14 protein-coding genes are annotated in these 23,941 nt (G+C 66.0%); 10 read left to right on the forward strand and 4 right to left on the reverse strand.

All coding sequences use genetic code 11. The features are described 5' to 3' along the window. Positions 1-205: 205 nt before the first annotated feature. The 6 genes from DB30_RS08275 (at position 206) to DB30_RS42720 (ending at position 8,596) form a co-directional block, all read left to right on the forward strand. The gene (locus DB30_RS08275; RefSeq protein ID WP_146658292.1) at positions 206-1,855 is read left to right on the forward strand and encodes a hypothetical protein; all 1,650 of its coding nucleotides are present in this window, start codon (positions 206-208) and stop codon (positions 1,853-1,855) included. Positions 1,856-2,007: 152 nt separating this feature from the next. Then, on the forward strand, positions 2,008-4,686 hold the full coding sequence (pepN, locus tag DB30_RS08280; protein WP_052547554.1) for an aminopeptidase N: 2,679 nt from the start codon (positions 2,008-2,010) through the stop codon (positions 4,684-4,686). 193 nt (positions 4,687-4,879) lie between these two features. Continuing rightward, positions 4,880-5,824: a TIGR02996 domain-containing protein gene (locus DB30_RS08285; protein ID WP_052547556.1), complete on the forward strand. Its 945-nt coding sequence runs from the start codon at positions 4,880-4,882 to the stop codon at positions 5,822-5,824. After that, complete coding sequence (locus tag DB30_RS08290; RefSeq protein ID WP_052547558.1) at positions 5,821-7,851, forward strand: hypothetical protein; 2,031 nt, start codon at positions 5,821-5,823, stop codon at positions 7,849-7,851. Before DB30_RS08285 ends, DB30_RS08290 begins: the two co-directional genes overlap by 4 nt. Positions 7,852-7,853: 2 nt before the next feature. Further along, positions 7,854-8,465 carry an SOS response-associated peptidase gene (locus DB30_RS08295; protein WP_052547560.1) on the forward strand — a complete coding sequence of 204 codons (612 nt, stop codon included), beginning with the start codon at positions 7,854-7,856 and terminating at the stop codon, positions 8,463-8,465. Continuing rightward, positions 8,462-8,596: a hypothetical protein gene (locus DB30_RS42720; protein ID WP_276204342.1), complete on the forward strand. Its 135-nt coding sequence runs from the start codon at positions 8,462-8,464 to the stop codon at positions 8,594-8,596. The genes DB30_RS08295 and DB30_RS42720 overlap by 4 nt, the downstream gene beginning before the upstream one ends. 92 nt (positions 8,597-8,688) lie before the next feature. Here DB30_RS42720 and DB30_RS08300 read toward each other — a convergent pair whose 3' ends face one another. Then, positions 8,689-9,165, reverse strand: coding sequence for a GNAT family N-acetyltransferase (locus DB30_RS08300; protein ID WP_052547562.1), 477 nt, complete (start codon positions 9,163-9,165; stop codon positions 8,689-8,691). 282 nt (positions 9,166-9,447) lie between these two features. Between DB30_RS08300 and DB30_RS08305 the strand changes: the two genes are divergently transcribed. The 3 genes from DB30_RS08305 (at position 9,448) to DB30_RS08315 (ending at position 19,087) form a co-directional block, all read left to right on the forward strand. Then, positions 9,448-15,078, forward strand: a complete 5,631-nt coding sequence (locus tag DB30_RS08305; RefSeq protein ID WP_165703670.1) for a protein kinase domain-containing protein — start codon at positions 9,448-9,450, stop codon at positions 15,076-15,078. A 364-nt stretch (positions 15,079-15,442) separates the two neighbouring features. Then, positions 15,443-16,759 carry a cytochrome c peroxidase gene (locus tag DB30_RS08310; RefSeq protein WP_052547566.1) on the forward strand — a complete coding sequence of 439 codons (1,317 nt, stop codon included), beginning with the start codon at positions 15,443-15,445 and terminating at the stop codon, positions 16,757-16,759. A gap of 1,026 nt (positions 16,760-17,785) precedes the next feature. Further along, positions 17,786-19,087 (forward strand): hypothetical protein, encoded by a 1,302-nt coding sequence (locus tag DB30_RS08315; RefSeq protein WP_052547570.1) that lies wholly within the window; start codon positions 17,786-17,788, stop codon positions 19,085-19,087. 238 nt (positions 19,088-19,325) lie between these two features. Here DB30_RS08315 and DB30_RS08320 read toward each other — a convergent pair whose 3' ends face one another. Both DB30_RS08320 and DB30_RS08325 read right to left on the reverse strand, forming a co-directional pair. Next, positions 19,326-19,880, reverse strand: coding sequence for a hypothetical protein (locus tag DB30_RS08320; protein ID WP_146658294.1), 555 nt, complete (start codon positions 19,878-19,880; stop codon positions 19,326-19,328). A gap of 313 nt (positions 19,881-20,193) precedes the next feature. Next, positions 20,194-20,334 carry a hypothetical protein gene (locus DB30_RS08325; RefSeq protein ID WP_153258255.1) on the reverse strand — a complete coding sequence of 47 codons (141 nt, stop codon included), beginning with the start codon at positions 20,332-20,334 and terminating at the stop codon, positions 20,194-20,196. Positions 20,335-20,747: 413 nt separating this feature from the next. Between DB30_RS08325 and DB30_RS08330 the strand changes: the two genes are divergently transcribed. Continuing rightward, a complete protein-coding gene (locus tag DB30_RS08330) occupies positions 20,748-22,139 on the forward strand; it encodes a Kelch repeat-containing protein (protein ID WP_146658295.1) in 1,392 nt (463 codons plus the stop codon). A 196-nt stretch (positions 22,140-22,335) separates the two neighbouring features. Here the strand turns inward: DB30_RS08330 and DB30_RS08335 are convergent, their stop codons facing one another. Then, a complete protein-coding gene (locus tag DB30_RS08335; RefSeq protein WP_052547576.1) occupies positions 22,336-23,934 on the reverse strand; it encodes a zinc metalloprotease in 1,599 nt (532 codons plus the stop codon). Positions 23,935-23,941 lie beyond the last annotated feature (7 nt).

The raw sequence follows: 23,941 nt of genomic DNA on the forward strand, positions 1-23,941 counted from the left end.
CACCCTAAGTTCGTTCCGGGTTAGGTGCGGAGCTGAGGCCCAAGGGCGAGGAGCGGCGACGACGCTGTACCGGGCGTACTGCTAGGAGCTGCGACACTGCCATTGGGCCTCAGTGCCGCACCTAACCCGGATCGAACTTAGGGTGTGCGGCACTAGGTTGCACTTCATCCTGATCGATCCAGCCGCTGGATGGCACGAAGCATCCATGACCCTCTGTCGTCCAGCAACAGCCTTGGTCGCCCTCACCTGGCTGAGCCTCGCGGCCTGTCAGCTCCCGTCTGGCGACGAAGCCGGCGGCGAGACCGGTGACGAGACCGGCGACGAGACCGGCGACGAGACCGGCGACGAGCCACCGGTCGAGGAGGTCCCCGGCGAAGGCCTCGATCACGCCAGTTGGTGTCCAGACATCGAAGCGCCACCGCTTCAGCGCTACTTGGGCGGCGAGCTGAGGAGTTTCGGTCCGTGCGGCGACGCGCTGATCCTCCGACGCGGCGAGGTCCAGCTGCTGCGCATCGACGGCGACGCCGACAGCCTCAGCCCCGCCGCAGATGTGTGGGAGTACGCGCTCAGTCCGCGTGGCCGCTTGCTGAGCCGCAACGGGTCCACGGCGATGACGCTGCGAAACCTCGACACGGAGGTCGAGTACACCTTCGACCCCGTGCCCCTCTCAACGACTGGGTTCGTGCCCAGCAAGTTTCAACCTGGCGCGCGGCTGTGGCGGTGCGGGGATCAGACCCTCGAGGTCGCGATCGGCGACCAACTCCACGAGCTGGCCACGCAGGTCAACTGCGACACCGTCGCTACCTCGCCAATGCAGAGCCAGCTGGTGTTCGCCAACCTCGCCAACCAGGTGTTCCGGGCCGACACGGACACGCTCGAAGTCAGCCTCACCAGCGTCGTGGGCTTCCAAAACGAGCCGGGCGACGACCTCGGCCTGCGCAAGGATCGCCTTCGCATTAACGGTGTCGGTGACTGGGTGTTTCAGCAGGTCTACGAGATTCAAGACAGCGACGGCTTCAACGCTGAACAGTTCGTCGAGAGCGTGCTGTTCGACCTCGGTCCGCAGGGCGAGCTGCTGCGAGACAGCTGGCTCCAAATTTTCCAAGCCGAGGCGTTTGGCGCCCCGTTGTTCGTGATCCGCGACGATGAGCTGTTCGGCGTCCGTGAGGCGGGCGGACTGTCCATTGCGACTGGCGCCAAGACGCCGCGCCCAACCGCCGACGGGGCTGTGACGATCGTCGAGGCCGACGGCGAGGTCGCGCGCTACTCGGGCCCAGACTTCGAGCTTCGCGAGGTCCTGCACCCGGCCGCAGACGGGAACACCACGGTCACGCTCGCGCCCTCTGGTGACCGCGGGTCCGTCAGCGGCCTGACCGAGACGTGCGCCGCGCCTGGGTGTGAAGCGCAGCTCGGCGCCATGCGGTGGTTCGACGCTGAAGGACCCGCGGGCGAGCTGCTGGCCGTTGGTTGGCCCCGAGCCTTGCACCTCTACGACGACGGCACGATGTTCGTCGAGGCCGCGCGCGTCGAGGGACCGGTCGAGGATCCGGCAGCGATCCCGCCGGTCGACTTGCTGCTGCTCGACGCGAGCGGTCAGGAGCTCGCCACCTGGAGCTTCGACCCCAAGCTGTACGTGGGTACGCCCGCCATCCTTCACGATGGCCGGCTGCTCGTCGTTCTCCACAGCCTCAAGGTTGACGAGCTGCTCGCCGTCGACCCGCTCGCAGGTACGATCGAACCCTACGCCGCCCACGACGCCGCGACGCTCGGGGCCCACCACCTCGAGGTCGACGCGCTCGGTCGGCGAGTGGTGTTCGAATATTACGATGGCATCGCGTGGGGCGAGGCTATTTGACACTCTCGTCATCAGGCCATTACCGCGGCGATGTCGAGTTCGGACCCAAGCAGCAGCCCCGTCACGTAAGCTCAGAACACGCCACAGCTCCCGCGCCGGCAAAAACAGCTCGCGCGTCCCGCGGTAGCGCAGCAATGCGGTAGCTTCACCGCATGAAGGACCCGCAGCCGACCCCGGTGCGCCGCTTGGACTACGCCCCGCCCTCGCATCTCGTCGACACCGTCGACTTGGTGTTCGAGCTGGCCGAGGCGCACACCTTGGTCACCGCCCGCTTGGGCTGTCGTCGCAACCCGGAAGCTCGCGAGCCCGCCGAGGCCCTGCGCCTCGACGGTGAGCTGCTCGAGCTGCTCGAGATCGAGCTCGACGGCAAGCCGCTTGGCCCCAACGCCTACACGCTGACCAAGGACTACCTCGAGATCTCCGGGCCCCTCCCCGAGCAATTTGAGCTCCAGACCCGCGTGCGTATCAAGCCGCAAGAGAACACGGCCTTTAGTGGCCTGTATCGATCCTCGAGCACCTTTTGCACCCAGTGCGAGGCGCAGGGCTTTCGCCGCATTACCTATATGCTCGATCGTCCCGACGTGATGTCGCGCTATACGACCCAGATCATCGCCGACGCGACGCGCTATCCGGTGCTGCTCTCCAACGGCAACCGCGTCGCCAGCGAGGCCCTCGAAGACGGCCGCCACAGCGTGCGCTGGGAAGACCCCTTCCCCAAGCCCACCTATTTGTTTGCCCTCGTCGGCGGTGACTTGCGCGCTCACGCTGCCTCGTTCACCACTCGCAGCGGCCGCGAGGTTCGACTCGAGATCTGGGTCGAGCCGCACGAGATCGACAAGTGCGACCACGCGCTTCAAAGCCTCGCTAACGCGATGCGCTGGGACGAAGAGGTGTTCGGACTCGAGTACGACTTGGACATCTACATGATCCTGGCCGTGCACGACTTCAACATGGGCGCGATGGAGAACAAGGGTCTCAACATCTTCAACTCCAAGTACGTGCTCGCGGCGCTCGAGACCGCCACCGACGACGACTACGAGGGTGTCGAAGCTGTCGTCGGTCACGAGTACTTTCACAACTGGACCGGCAACCGCGTGACCTGCCGTGACTGGTTTCAGCTGACCCTCAAAGAGGGACTCACCGTCTTTCGCGACCAACAATTCACGGCGGACATGACCTCCGCCGCGGTCAAGCGAATCGACGATGTCCGCGGACTGCGGATCGTTCAGTTCGCCGAGGATCGCGGCCCGATGGCGCACCCGATCCGCCCGGACGCCTACGTCGAGATGAACAACTTCTACACCTCGACTGTGTACAACAAGGGCGCCGAGGTCATCCGCATGTACCACACCCTGCTCGGCGCCGAAGGCTTCCGACGCGGCATGGACCTCTACTTTGAGCGCCACGACGGTCAAGCGGTCACCTGCGACGACTTTCGCGCGGCGATGGCCGACGCCAACCAAGCGGACCTCGAGCAATTCGAGCGCTGGTATGTCCAAGCCGGCACGCCGCAGCTGCACGCCTTGGGGACCTGGGCCGACGGTCGCTATACCCTCACCCTGACCCAGTCAGGCCCGCCCTCCCTTGGCGAACAAAGCTACCTGGTGCGTCACATGCCGGTCAGCGTGGGGCTGCTTGGCCCCGATGGCAACGACCTTCCGCTGCGGCTCGAAGGCGAAGACCAGGCCGCCGCCGTCAGCGGCACACGCGTGCTCGAGCTACGCGAGAGCGAGCAACAGTTCGTGTTCGTTGACCTGCCCGCCAAGCCGGTTGTGTCCGTCTTGCGCGGCTTCTCGGCCCCCGTCGAGCTGCACATCGAGCGCAGCCGCGAAGAGCTGGCGTTCTTGATGGCGAACGACAGCGACGCCTTCAACCGCTGGGATGCCGGCCAACGCTTCGCAACCGACACCTTGCTGGCCATGGTCGGCGCGATCGAGGCCGGCGCAGCTGCGGTTCTCGACCCGCTGTTCGTAGACAGCTGGGGCGCCATCGCTGCTGACGATGCGCTCGATGGGTCGCTCAAGGCCCTCGCCTTGGACCTGCCCGACGAGCGCGTGCTCGGTCAGGCGATGTCGGTCGTCGCCGTTGATGCGATCCACCACGCGCGGGCTCAGGCCATGGCCAGCTTGGGCCGCGCCCACCACGACCTGCTCTTGGCTGCGCACCAGAGCAATGTTGGCCAGGCCTATGACGCGAGCCGAGAGTCGATCGCGCGACGTCGCCTGGCCAATACCGCCCTGGCCTTCCTGTGCGCCAGCGATCCCAAACAAGGCGGCTCGCTCGCGCGTCAGCAGTTCGACTCGGCCGACAACATGACCGATCGCCAAGCCGCGCTCGCCTGCCTCGTCGAGCTGCCCGGAGAGGCCCGCGACCATGGCGTCCTGGCCTTTCACGAGCAGTGGCGAAGCGACCCGCTGGTGCTCGACAAGTGGTTTGCGGTTCAAGCTCGAGCCGGGGTCGCGGACACCCTCGAGCGCGTGCTCGCCCTGCGAGATCACGCCGACTTCGATCGCCGCAACCCCAATCGTGCCCGCGCTTTGCTCGGCACCTTCGCCCAGCGCAATCAGGCCCACTTCCACGCCGCCGACGGCCGTGGCTATCGCTTGTTGGCAGACGAGGTCATCGCCATCGACCAACTCAACCCCCAGGTCGCCGCTCGCCTCGTCTCTGCCTTCAACAGCTGGCGCCGCTTCGATAGCGAACGCCAAGCGCTGCTGCGCGAGCAGCTCGAGCGCATCGCCGCCTCCCCAACCTTGTCAAAGGACGTCGGCGAGATCGTTGGGCGGGCGCTGGCAGTGAGCCACAGCGGTGACATAGACTTGCCTGGTTGAGCGCACCATCTGCGTGCGACAGCCGACAATCCCGCCTACGAAGTGATTTATGTGCTGACTCAAACTCCTCCCTGTCCTGATGCTGCGCTGATCGGGTATGAGGAGGTCGGGGTCTGTATCGCGGGGTGACCCAATATTGCCGTTGGATCGCCCTCTATTCTGGTAGCATGAGCTGGTTGGGCCAGGATTCCCCGTGGGCACACTCAACACCCATCACGCACTCGCGGCCTCCGTCCGCCAAGATCTCGATGACTGGGATCGCTGGCTCGTCTACGCCGACTGGCTGTCCGAGCAAGGCGACGCACGCGGGCGTCTGATCAGCCTCGAACATCAGCGCTCGCGTGTGTTCGAGGCTTCCGAGATACGGGCGATCCAGTCCGAGATCAACGACCTGGTCAACGTCCACCAGGGGTCGTGGCAGGTCGGGGAGCTGCCCGAGGGCTGCGAGCTCGAGTGGCGACATGGGTTCGTCGTCGGCGCAACCTTCATCCTCCACGACACCTCGCTCGACCCGCTTTGCGCGCTGATCGAGCATCCAAGCGCGCCGTTGCTCGCACAACTGTGCCTCCGCCTCGCGCCTCCCAGCGACGACGACGAGGAGGAGTACGTCGAGGACTACGCAGACTACACGCCGCCCCCCGTCCCGCTCGAGCTGCTCCGCGCGCTGCTCGAGCTCGATCTCGGCCGGATCCGCTCGTTCGCGCTCCAGTACAGCCCGCTCGAGGATCAGGGCGCCCAGGCCCTGGCCGCGTGCCCCGGACTCGCGCAGCTGACCGCGCTCGACCTTCGCTACACCCACCTCAGCGACGCCGCCGTCGAAGCCCTCACCCAGTCGGCGCACCTGACCGGGCTCACCGCCTTGCACCTGCAGCGCAACCGGATCGGCGAAGCGGGGGCGAAGGCCCTCGCCGCCGCGCCGCACCTGCGCCAGCTCGCCTTCCTCGATCTGCGTGACAACCAGATCGGCGCAGCAGGGGCGCAGGCTCTCGCCAGCTCACAGCAGCTCCCGCGGCTGTGCGCGCTGCAGCTCTATCGCGCCGACGTGGGGCAAGAAGGCGCGCTAGCGATCGCACGCTCCGAACAGCTCCCGTCCAACATTCGCCGCTACTTCGCGGCCCTATCGAGCGCCAGCCCATGACCGCAGCCGCTTCGCCAACCGACACCATTGTCACGCCCCCCACCAACGAGCTGCTGCTGGCGCGCGGCCTCGAGCTGCGCGACCGCTTCTTCGCGCTCTCGGCCAGCGCCGCCAGCGAGGACGACAAGCAACGCTTTCGCGACCGGGTCAACGCGATCGAGGTCGAGCCGGTGCTCGAGCACAACGGCCTGTCGATGTCTCATCACCCCAGCGCGCGCTTCAAGGCCGTGCGCTTCTTGCCCGCGCAGCACATTCCCGACGACATCCGGCACTTGTTCGCGCGTCCATCCGCGCGGCTGCCAGAGCTCGCCGCCGTGTTCGTCGACCCTGAAGAATTCTCATTTCGCACCTTCGAGAACATCGTGCCGCTCGACCGTTGGTTCGAGTCCCTCGAGCTCGCGCTCGCGGATCGGCGCCCGCTCGGTCCCCCCCGCGCGCCGCGGGCCTACACCTTCACGCTCCTCGCGTCCCCCGACACCCGCGAGCTGCTCACCGGCCTCGACTCACTCAACCTCCAGGTTCGCCCGCTCAACGCAGCATCGCGCGGCGGCCAGCGCTTCATCTTCCACGCCGCGCGCCTGAGCGAAGTGTTGACCCAAGCGGTCCAACAGGCCATGCCCAAGCGCTGGATGCAGGGCTTCTCCCACGTCAACCCGGTGTTTCGCTGCAACCGCTTCGAGCCCGGCGATGGCAAATTCAGCCGCCACATCGACACGCCCTATTACGACGCGGCCCGCAAGCACGTCTCGCGCTACACACTGCTGATCTACCTCACCGGTGGTCGTGCCGAGCCAGCGCTGCAGATCGGTGACGACATCGCGCTTTGCGACATCCAGCCCTTCACCTGCGTCATCTTCCCCCAGGACGAGGCCCACGAGGGCGCCCCATACGAGCAGGGGCGCAAGCTGTTCTTGCGGACAGAGCTGATCTTCGAGCACGCCGACGTGTCCCACGATCCCGACATCGCGCAGATGTTCGCCAAGGCCTGCTACCTCACCGGCGAGAGCGTGTTCTTGCCGGACCTCGCTCGCGACGCTCACCTGCTCTACGACCGCGCCGCCGCGGCCCACTGGGGCCGAGCCGATCAGACCCCCGCACCGAGCGAGCCCTTCATTCACAAGCACTATCGCGGCGTCGACTTCGTCACCAACGGCTACGACTACTGGTTCCCGACCCGCGGCATCTCCATCCCCGAGTGCGCCGCGATCGCGGTCCTCGACCTGCTCAACTGCAAGATCGGCAGCCACGCGTTCCGCAAGCTATGCACGAGCGTGGTCTTGGACCCACCGAGCAGCTCGAACATGGACGCGTCCCCGAGCACGTCCCCGAACAACTGGATCGGTGAGTTCCTCGAGTCGCGCGCGTGTGAGCGCACCGAGCCGGTGTTTCCCAGCCTCGACATCTCCACATTGTTCCCGCCGCCCGAGCACGTCGACGCCAGCATCTGCTGCGCTTTTCATTGCTTCGCCAACTGGGACGCGAGCCGCAGCGTCGAGACGGTCGACCTCTACGATCGGGCCCAACGCTGGGCCAAATCACGCATCGCTAGCGCGCCAATCACGATCATGGGTCAAGAGATCTTCTTGAACCTCGACAAGATCGTGGTCGCCAACGGCAAGATCTACGTCGGCTCCGAAGAGCCGCTCGCGCCAGTCAATTTCGCCGCCTGCTGGAATGATGAGACCACCCCCGCCAACTACCTCGATGTCGAGGTCGTCGTGCAGGCTCCGTACTTGCTGGTCCCCCCGATCTTGTTTGCCGAGTCAGCGCGCAGCCGCCACCTCATGGTCGACTTGTTCCGCAACTCGTGGGCTGTCCGCCATCGGCCACGCGCGATCCCGGTTCCCAAGATCCTCGAGCTCACCGAGGCACACTACGAGTCTGACACCGGGCAGGCCACGCCGTGGCTGGATGCTGCTGCGCTCGAGGCTGATCCGGATCACGCCGCCGACTCTGCGGGCGCGTGGTGGTCGGATGAAGACTTCGTCTGCGAGCTCTACGCCGACGGCCCGGAAGCTGAGGCCTGAGCATGTGTGGTCGCTTCGTAACCGGCTCCGACGAGCACAGCTGGCGCAGCTGGAGCTCGATCTTGCGATTGACCACCGAGGGCGTCCCCACGCTCTCGGGCGAGCCCTTTGTTCCTACCGCGAGCGTCCCGATCATTCGTCACATCGTTGACGCCAAGCCCGACGCGCCCGCAGCCAGCGAGCTCGTGTGGGCCCGGTGGGGGCTGGCGCCGAGCTGGATGAAGCGCCCGCTGCAACAGCGACCGCAATACAACGTCCGCTCCGAGACCGCGCCAAGCAAGTTCAAGAAGTACTTCACCACCCGTCGCTGCCTCCTCCCGGCCTCTGGCTTTTGGATTCGCCGCAGCCCCAAGGGGGAGTACGCCTACGTCAGCGTCCCAAACAGTCCACTGTTCGGCCTCGCCGGCCTCTGGACCGAGCGCGAGCTGGACGGCGAGACCTTGCGCTCGTGCACGATCCTCACGACGCAGGCCGCCCCCGAGCTCGCCGATCTTCACGAGCGGAGCCCGGTGATCTTGCTCGCCGATCAGGCCACCCGCTGGCTCGCCCCAGACTGCTCCCTCACCGAGCTCTCGACCCTGTGTGCGGGCCACGTTCCACTCTCGGTCGCGTGACGGTGTACGGACTGCCGCGAGCCCTCCTCGCCGCGTCTGCGCTGTGTGTAGCGAGCGTCCTCGTCCTCGCCAGCTACGCCGCGCACGCAGGCAACGACCAAGGCCCGCCCACGGTCGTCTCCGGGTGGTGAACCCGTCTATTGGATCGGTGATCACTACCGCTGCCGCTAGTGATGAGTTGGATCGCTCGTCCCGCGAACTGCGGCCCGCGACGCGAAGCCGGTCACAACAGCTTGGACATGTAGCTCGAGTTTGGATCATTGGTGTAGGCCCCAAACGGGCCGCACGCGATGTAGCCGAACGAGGTGTAGAGCTTGCGGGCCGGCTCGAACGCGGGTTGCGAGCCGGTTTCGAGCGAGAGTCGGGTGAGCCCGCGGTCGCGTGCAGCGGCTTCGATGTGGGCGAGCAGCTTCGCGGCGATGCCATGGCCACGCCAGGCCGCGAGCACGTGCATGCTCTTGATCTCGCCCGTCGTGGGCGTGAGCTGTTTGAGCGCGCCGCATCCGACCACCGCGGCACCGATCCAGGCCGACCAAAACCGAACGTCGGCCCCGCGCAGGTGGTCGACGTCGAGTGCGTGCACGCTGCAGGCCGGTGATTGCGAGCGCATCTGGGCCAAATGCGTGGCGATCAGCTCGCGCACTGGCGCCGACGTGAGCGGGTCGAGCTCGAAGCGGAGATGATCGACTGCGACGTTCATGGTCATGGGTGGATCAGCGCGGCGTGTGCCTCTTGCCCAACGTGGGCGCGACCGGAAGGAGCGCGAAGACGAGGGTAACCTCAGCGCGCTCGCTTCGAACGCCTCGACCCTCCACCCTCCACCCTCCGTCGGCCGGCGTGAACGAGCCCTTGGCAAATATGTCCCGGAGCACATCTCGCGGCCTCGCAGACAGGATGGGGGAGCGGGCTTCTCGCGCCCCTCATTTGTTCGTTGTCCGCGCACAAACTTCAGACGCCGTCGTCTATGATGTCGCGTGATCCCATGGTGCTCGCTCTCGCCGACTATCGGGTAACCGGACCACTCCATGGGTCGGGGCGCTCGCGTCTGCTCTGTGCCGTATCCGAGCGGGACGGCAGCGAGGTCATCGCCAAGGTATTCGACATCGCTGACGAGACCGTAGAAGCCCGGGTTCAGCACGAGTTCGAGCTCATCCGCGGCCTCGACGTGGAAGGCATCGTCCGGGCCGAGTCACTGCAGCGCGTGGGTGATCAGCTCGTGCTGATCCTCGAGCGGGCTCCGGGCGTGGATCTGCGCGTGCTCGCGGCAGGGCAACCGCTGCCGCTCGAGCTGTTCGGGCAGATCGCCATACAGATCGCCGAGATCCTGGCCCAGACCCACGCACAGCGGATCATTCACCGCGACATCAAGCCGGCCAACCTGTTGTTTGACGCCAAGAGCGGTCGTGCTCACCTGGCCGACTTCGGGATCTCCGTGTTGCTCGAGAGCGAGCGACGCCACATCTACGACGACCAGATCCTCAGCGGCACGCTGCCCTACATCTCGCCTGAGCAGACCGGTCGCACCAACCGCAGTGTCGACTTTCGCAGTGATCTGTACTCGCTGGGTGTGACCTTCTACGAGCTGCTGACGGGCCAGCGGCCGTTCGAGGATACGTCCCCGCTCGAGCTGATCCATGCCCACCTCGCTCGCACCCCGCGGGCCCCCCACGAGCTGGTGCCCGAGCTGCCGATCGGTATCTCGCGCTTGGTCATGAAGCTGCTGGCCAAGGCCCCCGAACACCGCTACCAAACGGCGACCGGGCTCGCGGCCGATCTACGCGAGCTGCTCGGCCTCCACGAGCGCGGCCAGCCCGACGCCAGCTACGAGCTCGGTCGCGCAGATCGCTCGACCTCGCTGCAGCTCCCCCACCAGCTCTACGGGCGCGAGCACGAGCACCGCGAGCTGCGTGAAGCCTTCGAACAGCTGATCGCGTCCAAGGCTCGCCAGACCGCCCTGCTCGCCGGCCCGCCTGGTGTCGGCAAGTCCGCGCTGCTCGATGAGCTCGAGGTCGCCGCAATCGGCCACGGTGGGCATGTCCTGCGTGGCAAGTATGGCGCCTATCACGAGCTGCCTTACGCCGCGATCGTCCAGGCGTTCACCGGCATGTTCGAGCTGCTGCTGACCGAGACCGACGCCGGCCTGCTGCGCTGGCGTCGGCGCCTCGTCACGGGGCTCGGGGGTCTGGTCAACGTCGTGTGCGAGCTGGTCCCGGCGCTCACTCTGATCGTTGGTGAGCAACCAAAGCTGGCGGAGCTCGGCCCGATCGAGGGCCGCAACCGGCTGCATGTAGCGATCGAGCGCTTGGTCTCGACCCTGTGCGAGCACGGCCCGCTGGTGCTGATGCTCGACGATCTACACGCGGCCGACCACGGCAGCATCGCGCTGCTCGAGACCCTGATCCGTGGCGTGACGGGCCCACTGCTGATCACCGGGACCCTGCGCCCAGGTCAGATCCCAGCGGGTCATCCGCTGCAGGCGCTGATCGACGAAGTCGAGGCCCAGCGTCTACCCCGAGCTGGCGTGATCAACGTCGCCCCCCTCTCGAGCCAGGCGATCGAGGCGCTGCTACACGACGCCCTGGGCGGGGCGTCGGACCAACTCCACACGCTCGCGGCGATCGTCAAACGCAAGACCGGCGGCGTCCCGCTCTTCATCGGCCAATTCATGTCGCAGCTGGTCACCAACGAGCTGCTGCTGCTCGACGCCGACGGCTGGCGCTGGGACCAGTCAAAGGTCGAGGCCGCGCAGATCCCCGACGACGCGGTCGAGATGATGAGCAACAGACTGCGGCTGCTGCCCGCGCCCGCCCGCCTGCTCCTCGGGCGCGCGGCCTGCTTGGGCATCCGCTTCGGGCTCGCCGAGCTGGCGCTGGTCAGCGACTGTCCCCCCGGCGAGCTGGTCGGCAACTCCTTCGAGCTCATCGAAGCCGGCCTATTGGTTGGTATCGGCCACGAGTACGGCTTTACCCACGACAGCATCCAGCACGCGGCGCGACGGCAGCTGCCGCCCGACGAGACCCGGCGGGTGCACTGGAAGATCGCCCGCCACCTGCTCGAGACGCTCGAGGGATCGGCGCTCGACGAGCAACTCTTCGAGATCGTCGAGCACCTCGACGCGGGGATCCCAGAGCAGCTCGAACCTGCGCAGCGTGTCGAGGTCGCCACGCTCAACTTGCGCGCAGGTCAGCGCGCGCTCGACTCGGCCGCCTACGATCTCGCGCTGCGCTATTTCGGTCATGGGCTCGAGCAGCTCGAGCATGCTCCCAGCAATCCCAGCCTTCCAAGTGATGCGGCCTCGGGTGAACACGACAAGCTCGTGTTCGGCCTATGGTTTGGCCACGCGCAGACGCTGGCCCTCGCCAGTCAACACGAGCGCGCCAACGCGGCGTTCGACACCCTGCTCGCGCGCCCGCTCAGCCCCTACCAGTACGGGCTGGTGATCTCGCGGCGAATCCGGCTGCTGCAGCTCGACAATCGGCAGCCCGAGGCCATCGCGCTCGGGCGTGACGCCTTGGCGCAGCTCGGGGCTCCGCTGCCGCGCAAGGTCGGTCTTGGCCGCGCGCTGCTCAGCCTGACACGCGCGTGGCTCATGATCCGCGGCTTCAACCTCGACACGGCGATGGCGCTCCCGGCCTGCGAAGATCCGCGCGGCGCGGCCTTGTTCGAGATCGTCTCGCAGCTCAAGTACCCGGCCTTTATCGTCGACCTCAACCTGTTCATGTACCTCAGCGGCGTCCACGTCCTGTTGCTGGGTACCCACGGGTTTCACGAGACCACGCCGATCGCCATGGCGGATCTCTCGATCAACGTCGGCGGGGGCTTCAACAAGCCGCACGAGGCCCAACGCACCATCGATCTCGCTCAGCAGCTGTGCGCGCGCACCGACAAGCCCGACGTCCCCCGCTCCAACATCGTCGCGATCGCCGGCTCGCTCTGTTACCACCGGACGCGCCCCTACGCCGACTTCCTCCATGAGTTCGAGCTCGCCTATCTGCTCGCCCTCGAGCTCGGCGAGTTCGATCACGCGGCGTTCATCGCTGCGTTTGGGCTCGACATGCAGCTCGAGGTTGGCACCCATCTCGCGGTGTTGGATCGCCGCGCGCTCGAGATCGAGTACGAGCTTGGGTGCCGCGGCGCCAAGCAAATGCAGAGCGTGAGCTGGGTCGCCGTCAACTGCTGCGCGGAGCTGCTCGGTGAGCGCGCCCTCGAGGTCGACGGGCAGCCCCGCGGGATCGCCCAGCTCACACCCGAGGCGCTGCTGGCCCGCGGCGGCGTCCCGACCAACGACTACGCGGCGCTGGCCGACATCGCGCTCGTGCAGGTGGTCCTCGGTGACTACGCCGCCGCGCTCGAGACCGGCATCCGGGCTGCGCCCAAGATCGCGGTTGTGCTCTTCAACAGCTGGTTGGTCCCTCGCTCGTACCTGGCGCTGTGCGTGGCCGTGAGCGCCCAACGTCTCGCCGGGCAAGCGCTGCCGCCCAACGCCCAGTCGCTCGCAAACAAGGGCCTGAGCCTGCTGCGCGCGTGGGCCAAGGCCTGCCCCAGCAACTATGGGCACTACCTCGAGCTCGCGCTGGGCCTGCGCGAGGCCGTCCGCAGCCATGCCAAGCGGGCCAGGTTAGTTCGAGCCATCGCCCACCTGGATCGTGCTTGGATTCAGGCTCGGACCCGGGGCTGCCGCTGGGTCGAGGGCATCGCCGCCCAGTTCGTCGCCGAGCTGCTCGAGCGTCACGGCGGCGGTGTGCTCGTCGAGGGCGCGTGGCGCAGGGCATGGGACGCGTACTCGGCCTGGGGCGCAGAGGCCAAGCTCGAACGTCTGCGCGCCCGCAAGCCCACGCTGTTCGCCGAGCCCGAGCGCAGGCGCGGCAGCCCGACCACGGGTCCAGCCACGGGCCCCAGCTCTGGCTCCTCCAACACCAGCTTGGATCTCGAGGGCGTGCTGCGCAGCGTCGGCGTCATCACCGAGGATCTGCATCTCGACGAGGTCATCACCCGGGTGCTCGACGCGGCGCTGACCTGCGCCGGGGCAGGCCACGGACAGCTGTTGCTCGAGCGCGGTGGTGAGCTGACCTTGGTCGCCGAAGCTCGCGGCGCCGACCACAGGGCCAGCGTGCTCCGCAAGCCCCGGCGCTTGCGCGACGTCGGCGACCAAGCACCCCGTACGATCATCAATTTCGTGGTGCGTACCGGTAAGTCATTGGTGCTCGACGACGCCGGCAGCGATCCACGCTTCGCCAGTGATCCCTACCTCGCGCGCCACGAAGTCCACTCGCTGATCGCCATGCCGATCGTGAGGAACGCGCTGATCGGCGTGCTCGTGCTCGAGAACCGGCTGCGCACCCACGGGTTCACGCCCGCGAGCATCGAGACCCTGCGCCTGATCACCGACCAAGCCGCGAGCACGCTCGACAACGCCCGGCTCTACGCGGCGCTGGGCCGCAGCGAAGCCCGCTGGCGCTCGTTGGTCGATGGCGCCCCCGACATGATCGCGTTGCTCGACGAGCGTGGCAGGTTCGCGTTCGTCAATCGCAGCCTCGATGCCGAGTCCGATTTCATCGTCGCAATGACCCCGGAGTCACGCGAGAAGTGGTACGCAGCGGTCGAGCTGGCCCTTGCCAACGGCGAGCAGCGCGAGCTCGAGGTCGAGCTGCCGGGGCCGTCCACGTCGCGTTGGTACGCGGTCCGCATCGCTGCGATTGCGCTCGATGGTGAGCTCGACGGTGAGGCCAATGGTGAGCTCGATCATGAGCTCGATCGTGAGGGGCCCGAGGCGATCGACGGGCGGTCCGGCAGGCGCCGGCGCAACGCGATCGCCGTCGCCACCGACATCACCGATCGCAAGCACGCCGAGGCCGAGCGCGAGCAGCTCGCGGCCCAGGTCCGCCAGCAGCAGCGCCTCGAGTCGCTTGGGACCCTCGCTAGCGGCGTCGCCCACGAGATCAACAACCCCATGCAGGGCATCATGAACTACGCCGAGCTGATCGCGGACAACCCGGACGACCGCAACACCGTGCTGGAATTCGCTGGCGAGATCACCCACGAGACCGAGCGGGTCTCCGCGATCGTCCGCAACCTGCTGACATTCTCGCGTCAGGAGCATGAGCAGGATTTCGAGCAGGTCCAGGTCCGCGCGCTGATCGATGGCACGCTCTCGCTGATCAACGCGATCCTACGACGAGACCAGATCACGATGAAAATTGACGTCCCGCCGCTGCTGGTCCGCTGCCGAAGCCAGCAGATCCAGCAGATCATCATGAACTTGGTGACCAACGCACGCGACGCCCTCAACGAGCACCACCCCGGCCGCCACGCCCGCAAGCACATCCAGATCCGGGCGCACGCGCTCGAGGGCGTCGATCGTGTGCGGATCAGCGTCGAAGACAACGGCGGCGGTATCCCAGAAGCGATTCGCACCAAGATATTCGACCCCTTCTTCACCACCAAAGACCGCGACCATGGCACTGGCTTGGGTCTCTCGGTCTCCCACGGGATCGCGCACGAGCACGACGGCGAGCTCTCGGTCGAGACCCACATCGGCAAGGGCACCTGCTTTCATCTGGACCTGCCCGCCGGGTCGGCCTCGGGCGACGGGCCGTCCAGTCTGCCCCCATGAAAGCGCGCCGCGTCGCCAACGCGACGCGAAGCGGGAGCGTGGGTCGCTCGCCCTCCCCCCCGCATCCAGCCGACGCTATGATGCATAGTAGCCAGATTTGGACATTGTCGGGGTTCCCGTCACATCGAGCGATGAAACCCCTACACTTTGACGTGCCATCATGTACAGTTGAATGAGGCAGCGTCGCCCGGTGTCACATGGGGCCGATGTAGGGAGAGTGACTTCAATGCAACGAACCTCGTCCACTTATCTCATTTACGCTGGCCTATTGTCGATATCGGCTTGTACAGAGCCCCCCAATACCGATAGTTCAACCCTGCTGCGCTCCAAGTCGAGCGTCGGTGAGAAAAAGTTCGAGACCGCGTTGTCTGGCACCAATGGCCGCGCCTGCGGTGACTGTCATGTCGCGGACGAGCACCGGGGGCTGCCTCCCGAGCACGTCCAAGACCTGCTCGAGAACGATCCGGACAACCCCTTGTTCGCGGATATAGACGCCGACGTACGCGGCACGGACAATCCAACCTTCAACAACCTCTCGCACGGCCTTGCGCGAATCCTGATCCCACTGCCGGACAACATGGACGTGATCGACTTCGCGGGCAATGTCGTCACGCCCCCCGACCGAATCGTCGAGGTCTGGCGGGCGGTCCCTTCGATCATCAACACATCATTTACAGGCCCGTACCTGTACGACGGCCGCGCGGACACCCTCGAGGCCCAGGCGCTCGGGGCCATCGAGCATCACAGCGAGAGTTCCCACGCGACCGGCAATGGCCTGCTCAAGCGAATCGCCGACTTCGAACGCACACAATTCTCCTCGGATCGCGCACGATTCGTGCACGAGCAGCTCGAAGCGGGGATCCCTGCCGCGGACATTCCGATCCCAGAGGACGATCCCGCGTTCCTGGCCACGCTGACCCCTGAACAGCTTCACGGTAAAGAAGTCTATGACTTCGCGTGTATGGGCTGCCACGGCGGTGCGCGTGATGACATCATCGTCGATCGCCAGATCCACGACGCGCTGTGTTTCGCCCCGCGGCCCGACGGCAACCTCAACCGCGACTTCACCGATCTCAACGACAACGGCGTCTTCGATATCGCGCTCGAGGGTCTCACGCTGGTGTTCGAGGCCCCTGAAGAGGGTTGCGGCGAGTTCCCCTTCATTGGGATCACCGCCGCCACGGTGCTCGGTCAGATCGGGCTCGCGTTTGAACCGATCCCCTACAACATCACGGCGAACTTCCCGGCCTACCGCTTTCGCTTCTACCGGGACAACGCGCGGACGGAGCACTGGACAGACCTGCCGCCGCTGCCCTTGTTCAATGAGCAGGGCCTTCCAGCTGTCGACGAGCGCGGCGTCCCAATCGCCGGTCCATCCGGCGGGCCGATCCCGTTCACGACCGACCCTGGCCGGGCGCTGATCACCGGTAACCCATCGGACTTCGAGGGCTTCGACGTCCCCCAACTACGCGGCATCGCAAACACCGCGCCCTACTTTCACGACAACAATGTGCTGACCCTCGAGGAGGTCGTTGAACTGTACAGTCGCGCTATCCTGCCAGCGATCCCCGGGGGCCCGTTCCCGCCGATCCACGTCACGCCGCAGCCCTCGTTCTTCCCGGGTGAGTCGCTGTCTCCTGCAGAAAAGGCCGACCTCGTCGCATTCCTCGAGGTGTTCTGAATTGAGCGACAGGCAACCCCTGGCACCTGCGCCAACCCCAGCGCGCCGACTCCTCGCTGCGGTCGGGTAGACCCAGGGCGCCGCTACAACTTTCGGCGCGCGTGGAAGCACGGTGTGCACGCCGTCTCGAGCAGGGCGCCAGCCTTGTCGAGCCGCCCAGAACCGGCATGGCGTCCAGGAACTGGCCGTCGAAGCGGATGAGGGCGACCCGCTCGGGAGCTGCTTCCAGAAGCCGTGGCGACGTAGGGTGGCCGCAGGATTCTCGGAATCCCGCGCTCGCCGGTCAGTTGGGCGGGCGACATGACGACCCACCCCGCCACTCTCGATCCCGCCACTCGTCGCCAGAGCTGGTCTCGCGGCTTCGCGGCCGCATCGATCGTAGCAGTCTGGGGACTCGCGTACTGGACCCACGTTCTTGTACAGAGCGCCGGCAGCTCCCACATGCGCGGCTTCGGGATGGTGCCCGTGGGCCTCGGGATCGTCGGCTCCGTTTTTTCCCTGCAGGCCTGCGACGACCTCGCCTGGAGGCTCCGCCAGAACGCTCGCCGCGTCTTGGTTGTTTTGGTCGCCAGCACGGCAGCCGCCCTGTGGGCGCCCGTGGGCCTCGGGGTCATGCTCTCTCTCCTCGGCCGCTGAGGAACTGAGCACCTCGTCGAACGGGGCCCGTGAGCTCAAACTCCACCCGCTCGCCGGCCATTGGATAGGCATGAGCGTCGGCATCGTCAGCGTGCACGCGGCGACCAGCAATGCGAGCGAGCTGGACAGAGCGATGGTCAAACCGCCGCCGCCGGTCGGAAGAAAACGGACGAGGCCACATCGGCGGGGGGGGGGGCGCCACGAACTGAGCGATGCCCGCAAGGCCCAGGTTTTGGACCCAGGTTTCGGACACAATACGAGACAACTTCAACGGCGCCAGACTTGTGTCTGTACACTGCGCCTGTGTCGCACCGAACAGTCTCGCTCATCCTCATTCTTGGCCTCGGAGCCGTGATTCCCGTTATCTCCCCCGCACCGAGCCGAGCGGGAGTGAAGTCCACGACGCCCGCGCCCGCGCAGGGGCTGGAGCTCCGCGCGGAGGCCCACTCGATCCACGGCGCGCTCCACACGGCCGAGGGTGGCGCCGTCAGCTTCGACGCCGCCGTACTCAGCGACCACGTCGTCCAGGTCGATCTCCACACGAGCACCGTCTCGACCAGCTTCCGCGCCGACTACGAGCAAGGCGAGCTGTTCATCGAGGGCAACCACGGGGAGCTCACGCCGCAGGACTGGCGCGCCGTCAGCGAGGCCTACAGCGCGATCTCGGCGCTCGAGCGCGACGACATCGACCCGATCGCCGTGCTCTACACTTACCGCGCGCTCGGGATGATGGGCGAGTCACTGCCCGGATTCGTGTGGGACTCGTGGGACGCCAAGCTCCCCGTGCTCGACGCATCCGCGCCGAGCTTCCTCGATGAGGGCCACGCCTATGCCCAGGTCGACGCAGAGCCCGTCGCGTGGGCCGACGCGGAGCCCGATGAGAACTCGGAGATGCTGCAGGAGCTCCGACGCTTCGACTCGAGCGACGACACCTCTACGCTCGGGCACGACCCCTCGCTGCTGGGCTTTGGCCCCACCGATCTCGTCGACGAGGCCGCAGAGCTGCCCTACTTCTCGAGTATCCCAACCATCTCGAGCTGCAGCAGCTTCTTGGACGACGCCCGCGACGGGAACATCGAGTGCGTCGAGTACGGCAAGTATTACTGCATCAGCTTCGACGTGTTCATGTCCAAGTCAGTCGCCATCGAGACGATCTCGCCCTCGGTCCCAGGCTGGTGGTCGCGGGCCAAGGCCGCACAGATGACGATTCCCGGCCCCAAGGCGCTCGACGGTGTCTACGAGTGCAACGGCCGCTGCGGACCTGGCTGCGACGCCCCGCCCGCGATGATCGGGGGCGGCGGCGGTTGGGGCGTGGGTTGTCTGATCCATGACCACTGCGTCTACCAGTCGACGGGGGGGAAGGACGTCAGCAGCCTGTGGGAGTCGGCCAAGCACAACATCCAGCTCAACCCCAGCTGTGGTGACGAGATGCGCGCCGCGGCCGACGACCACTTCATGCCGCCGAGCCTGTGCCCTGGCTCGAAGACCGTCGGCGGCTCGGGCAAGTGGTACCGCTACGCGCCGCCGCGCACGAGTCCCCTGATGTGGAAGAAGTTCGACAATAAGGCGTCGAGCAAACAGACCACGTCTGTGGGCAGCTTCGACGTGGAGAAGCCGTCGAAGACCACCAAGTCGAGCAAGGCCTGCAAGATCGACCCAACCATGCCCGGCTGCGACGACTATATGAAGTAAAGTGGTCGCGGGCAGCGATCGCTGCCCTGCTGCCCATGACCCAAGTTCACACCCTCGATCAGATCCGCTCGGCCGTGGGCTGAGGAGCGAAGCTCCGAGTACGGCGGCCGAGCGCCTCGAAGGTGTGGAATCATCGGGCGATGGGCATCGAGCACTCGCTCGGTCTCGTCGGCGTTGGCTCGGTGCTCAGCCTCGGCCGTTGTGGTGGCGATGACCCTTGCGAGGGGCTGCGCGGCCGTCAGTAGCAGGTGAGTCCGGGGTTCGTGTAGAAATGCTCGCGGGTCCGAGTGAGGGCATTGAACACCATGACCTGGCGCCCCCAATAGTGACTTTCGACGCAGAAGGACGCCTGTATGACGTTCCCCACTCCCGGAGCCGCTTGCGCCCAGACCCCGGGGGTCCAGCGGAGAGCGTCGCCAATGTGGTACTGGCCGTCGTAGGTCACCACACGGGATGTAACAGCTCCACATCGTGAGGCCCCGCCCCCGGGCTCTGGGTCGAACTTGATCCAAGCATAGCCCGTCGGATAGTTGCCGTAGAACAGATGAAACCGGCAGTAGTCCGGTCCAATTGGGTCAAACACGAAGGTATGGATGACGTTGTGAGCGTATATGTTTCCCCAAACGTTGGTGTCGTCTTCAGCAGCGAGGACAGGGAGCTCTGAGGTGTTCTCGCCGACTGGCTCAACCTCTTCGACCTCGAACTCTAGCATCGCTTCTTCTAGTTCCTCGAGGACCTGTTCATCACCCAACTCGAACGCCTCGTCGTCGCACGCTGTCACCAGCATCGACACGAGGACAAGGGGAAGTGTTCGCCATTGGGAGGACTGGGAGGGAGCTGGGCGGGGGTTGTTTTCCATCTCGTTGCTCCATGTCTCCCACCACCATTTGCTTCAGATTATCTCTGCCCGCTCCGCGGTTACCGCCGACGCAGGCGATCCAGCGGCCGGGTCCGAGCTGGCGCGCGTCGACCGAGCCGACGCAGATACGCTTGTTGTTCGACGGCGAAGCGACCGAGCCCGAGGTGCTCGCCAAGTAACCCACTCGCCACACTTGTGCCTGGCTGCTTCAGATGGTGTTCGCGGTCGACATCATGACTTGCCCGCGCTACCGAGGTGCGATGCGCTTGATCAAGACAGGCAACAAGCCAGACGACATCGCGCGGTCGTCGCTGACGGCGTAGCGGATCAGCTCATCGAGCTTCGCCGCGTGGGTCGCGTCGCCATGCTCGAGGCAAAGCAATGTCAACTTTCGATGATCGTTTCTCGGGGGCCCAGAACTACCCCAGCGAGCCACGAGGACGGCAACGACGCCTCCTCCACTGCGCTCGGTAACTCGAAACGACATCATCATGAACGCCATCGCCCCCAGCCCCGCCACCTCCCTCCTCGTTCGTTCGCTGCTCGGCGAGCTCAGGCCCAAGCCCTCGGTCTGCGTCCGTCAGTCGGCTCAGGGCGCGCAGCTGCAAAGTTGTTTGTAGGCACGGGTATGACGAGCGGCACAAAGCGTCGGCAAGAGAGCGGAAGTCGCGGTGAGAGGGAGTTTCGAGATTGTCATCACATTGGTTGTTCCTTTTCAGCGTTGGGACATGGAGGAGAGCTCCCTGTCGACCCAAAACACCCCCCCCAACGGGGCTCTGGGGCAGATGTTACTTCGCGCCGGTGGCTCGCAACGGGCTGCGCGCCCGTGCTCTGTCGCCCCTCGGGCGCGACGCTGGGAGGCATGCGCGCCTCGACAGCCCGTCGCCAATTCTCGCGTGCCAGCGAAACTATCCGAACGCAAGCGCCGTGTTGAATGCGACCGCAGCGGCCGTGGTGGCCGGCGGCAGAAATGGGAAAATCATGCGTAGCAATTTCACGATGAACGCGCTCGCTATCCTCTCACTCGCAAGCATCACCGTCGGCTGCGACGCTGTCGAGATCGATGGTGTCGAATACCAGGCGGACGACGAGGCATTGGAGGACGACGAGCCTTTGGAGGACGACGAGCCTTTGGAGGCCGAGTCGACGGCAACGCCCACCACGACCGACGATCTCAGTGTAGATACCGTCAGTGGAGACGCCACAACCCTAGCGCTGAGCGGTAGCTGGACGCTCACGGGGTCGACGGTGGTGGACCACTGGGGAGGTCAGGCGGCGGTGACGCTCCCCACGGGCAAGATTTTCGCTCTGAGCAACAGTTCCAACAATCCCAAAGTCGCGGAGATCTATGACCCGGCCACTGGCACGTGGTCGCTTGCGGCGCCGTCCAACGATGACCACACCAGGGGCCTCGTCGTTCGGTTGTCAAACGGCAAGGTTCTAGCGATCGGCGGATACTCTTCCACCACGTTCACCTACGCCGGCACCGAACGCTACGATCCTGCGACGAATACGTGGACGAGCGTTAGCGGCGGACCGACGATCGCCGACAATGGCGTGGCCCAGGCCGTCACGCTCTCGAACGGTAAAGTGCTGGTGGCCGGTGACGGCGACAACTGGACCCTTTCACGCTCGGCAAAGATCTACGACCCTACCTCGAACAAGTGGACGAACACAGGCAATATGATCGACTATCGCGCCCAGTTCGGCATGGTGGCGCTGGCGAACGGGAAGGTGCTCGCCGCCGGCGGCTCCTATATCTGGACCGGCACTCCGGGTTCGCACAAGGCGGAGCTGTACGACCCGGGTACCGGCACGTGGTCTGCCACGGGCGACCTGAACAACTTTCACACAAACGCGACGGCGACGCTGCTGGCGAACGGGAAGGTCCTGCTTGTCGGCGCCAGCACGCCGGAGCTCTACGATCCGGGTACCGGCACCTGGTCGCTCACAGGGAGCACTCACAACGCGTTCAATGACCATTCCGCGATTCGCCTGGGGTCCGGCAAGGTGCTGATCGCCGGTGGCGCGGGTAAAAAGGCGGAGACCTATGACCCCTCGACGGGCGCCTGGACCGTGGCAAACGACATGAACGTTTCGCGGTGGTTCCGGCCTGCGATGTCGACCCTGCCGGGTGGCCTGGTCCTCCTCAGTAGCGCGGCTGGGAAGCAGACCGAAATCTACACACCGTAATCGCCGGGGCGCTGTCGCGCCGAGGATCTGAATGTGAGTCGCCCGGCGGGCGACCCACGGCCTCGTTCGGATTGATCTGAGTCGCCACAGACGCGGGGCGCTTCCCCGCACTGTCCGACCTTCAGGCTTCAGAGCGCGCACGTGAGCACGTCGAGGCGCTCGAGCCTCGCGTGCGCTGGTCCGCCGCGAAGCGGGGCTAGCCCCGTACGTTGAACTCCAGCGCGCGTGCGTCGCGAATCTCCCCCGCGTCCACCTCGAGCGTCAGCCCCCCGTGCACCGCCTGCACGTCGATCCCGACAACATCCTCGAACGCCACCCCATCAACGAGCGGAACCTGCACGAGCCGCCCCTCCGGGACATCGGGCAGCAACCGCGTGTCGGTGGCCAGCTCGATCTCCCCCGCCCCGGTCCGCACGCTCACCCGCAGCTCCCCGCCAAGCTTCGCTACTGGCGGCATCGGGTTCGCGTTGACCCACCACTGACTCTCGCCCCCGGCCTGAACGATCCCGGTGAGCACCGACCCGGTGTACCCATCGGGCAGCGCCACGCTCGGTCCGGGCATGTCGGCGCCGGCCCACGCGGTCAACATCCTCTGCACGTTGTAGCTCTTCGTGAACCGGTAGTCCGAGATCCAGTACGGCCGGCAGTAGCTCATGAAGTCGGTGTATGCCTCTGGCGCGTAAAACTGAGCCGTGAGCGGATCGAGCCCGCGGGCCCCAAGCGTCGCGTTGGGGTGGGGATACAGCGGATCCGGTCCAGCAGCACCGCCACACGGCGCGTGCAGGGCCCCCTGCGCATGGCCGACCTCGTGAACGGCAGTATTGACCGACTCGCGGATGTCATTTGGATTCCACAGCCCCGCGCCATAGCGCATCGAAGCCTCACCCAACACCGGCGGATCACTGTTGACCGGCGCGACCCCCAAGATCCCGTCGGGGACCACGCTGCAGTCGTCCAGCAAGATCAAGAAGAACGCGTCGGGAATGTCGGCATATTCGGCGCGGATCGGCCCCACGACCCCAAGCAGCGAGAGCACATCGGTCTGCGTGCCAATGTCGACGCTCAGCGAGGTGTCGATCGTCACGCTGTTGGTCTCGATCCCGCTCCAGACCTCGAAGCCGGAGCGAATCGCCTCGATCTCGGCCTCGGGCAGCACGCTGGTGTCCGTGGAGCAGCCCGGGACGTCATAGTGGACACCAACAATGTACAGATTGAGCGCCGCCGGATCACCCGATACGGGCAACGCCGTGTTCTTGTCGCGCGGCCACCGGGTCTTGCCCGTGGTCTTGGGAATGTCGAACGCCGGCTCGGGCTCGACCACGGTCACGCTGTAGCGCATGCCGGGGACCACGTCCTCCGCGGCCAGGCGCCAGTAAAATCCCGACAGCAGATCATCGGCGGTGGACTTGCCAACCACGATCGGCGAGCTGCCTTTTTGGGTCTCACGATCGGGGATGACCTGCTCGCTGCCGTCGGGGTACTCGACGTGGAGACGAGCGATCAACGGGCGGGGGGTCCACTCCAATGGCGGATCCCACAGGGCCCGCACCCACATGTGACGGTTGGGCACCAGCGGGACCCCGTAGGTCGTTGGGTCGACGACCGTGCCGTCCACGTAGATCGGCTGGACGACCGACTGCGAGACTTCGATCCCGGTGATCTCCAGCTCCCCGCGGGCCGGGCCGTAGCCTTCGGTCTCACCGGTCTCTTGACCCTCGTCGTCGAGCGCTTCGTCGTCGGAGCAGCCGGCGACGATGAAGAGCAGGGCCAAGCCAGATGCCACGGCGACGCGCATGGCGGCA

Origin of the sequence: Enhygromyxa salina (assembly GCF_000737335.2) — a bacterium.
GTDB classification, from domain to species: Bacteria; Myxococcota_A; Polyangia; order Nannocystales; family Nannocystaceae; genus Plesiocystis; species Plesiocystis salina_C.

Excerpts from the sequence above, each read along its gene's own strand:
- DB30_RS08305 (WP_165703670.1), top strand. The coding sequence starts at position 9,448 with ATGGTGCTCGCTCTCGCCGACTATCGGGTAACCGGACCACTCCATGGG.
- DB30_RS08300 (WP_052547562.1), bottom strand. The coding sequence starts at position 9,165 with ATGAACGTCGCAGTCGATCATCTCCGCTTCGAGCTCGACCCGCTCACG.
- DB30_RS08275 (WP_146658292.1), top strand. The coding sequence starts at position 206 with ATGACCCTCTGTCGTCCAGCAACAGCCTTGGTCGCCCTCACCTGGCTG.
- DB30_RS08290 (WP_052547558.1), top strand. The coding sequence starts at position 5,821 with ATGACCGCAGCCGCTTCGCCAACCGACACCATTGTCACGCCCCCCACC.
- DB30_RS08335 (WP_052547576.1), bottom strand. The coding sequence starts at position 23,934 with ATGCGCGTCGCCGTGGCATCTGGCTTGGCCCTGCTCTTCATCGTCGCC.
- pepN (WP_052547554.1), top strand. The coding sequence starts at position 2,008 with ATGAAGGACCCGCAGCCGACCCCGGTGCGCCGCTTGGACTACGCCCCG.
- DB30_RS08295 (WP_052547560.1), top strand. The coding sequence starts at position 7,854 with ATGTGTGGTCGCTTCGTAACCGGCTCCGACGAGCACAGCTGGCGCAGC.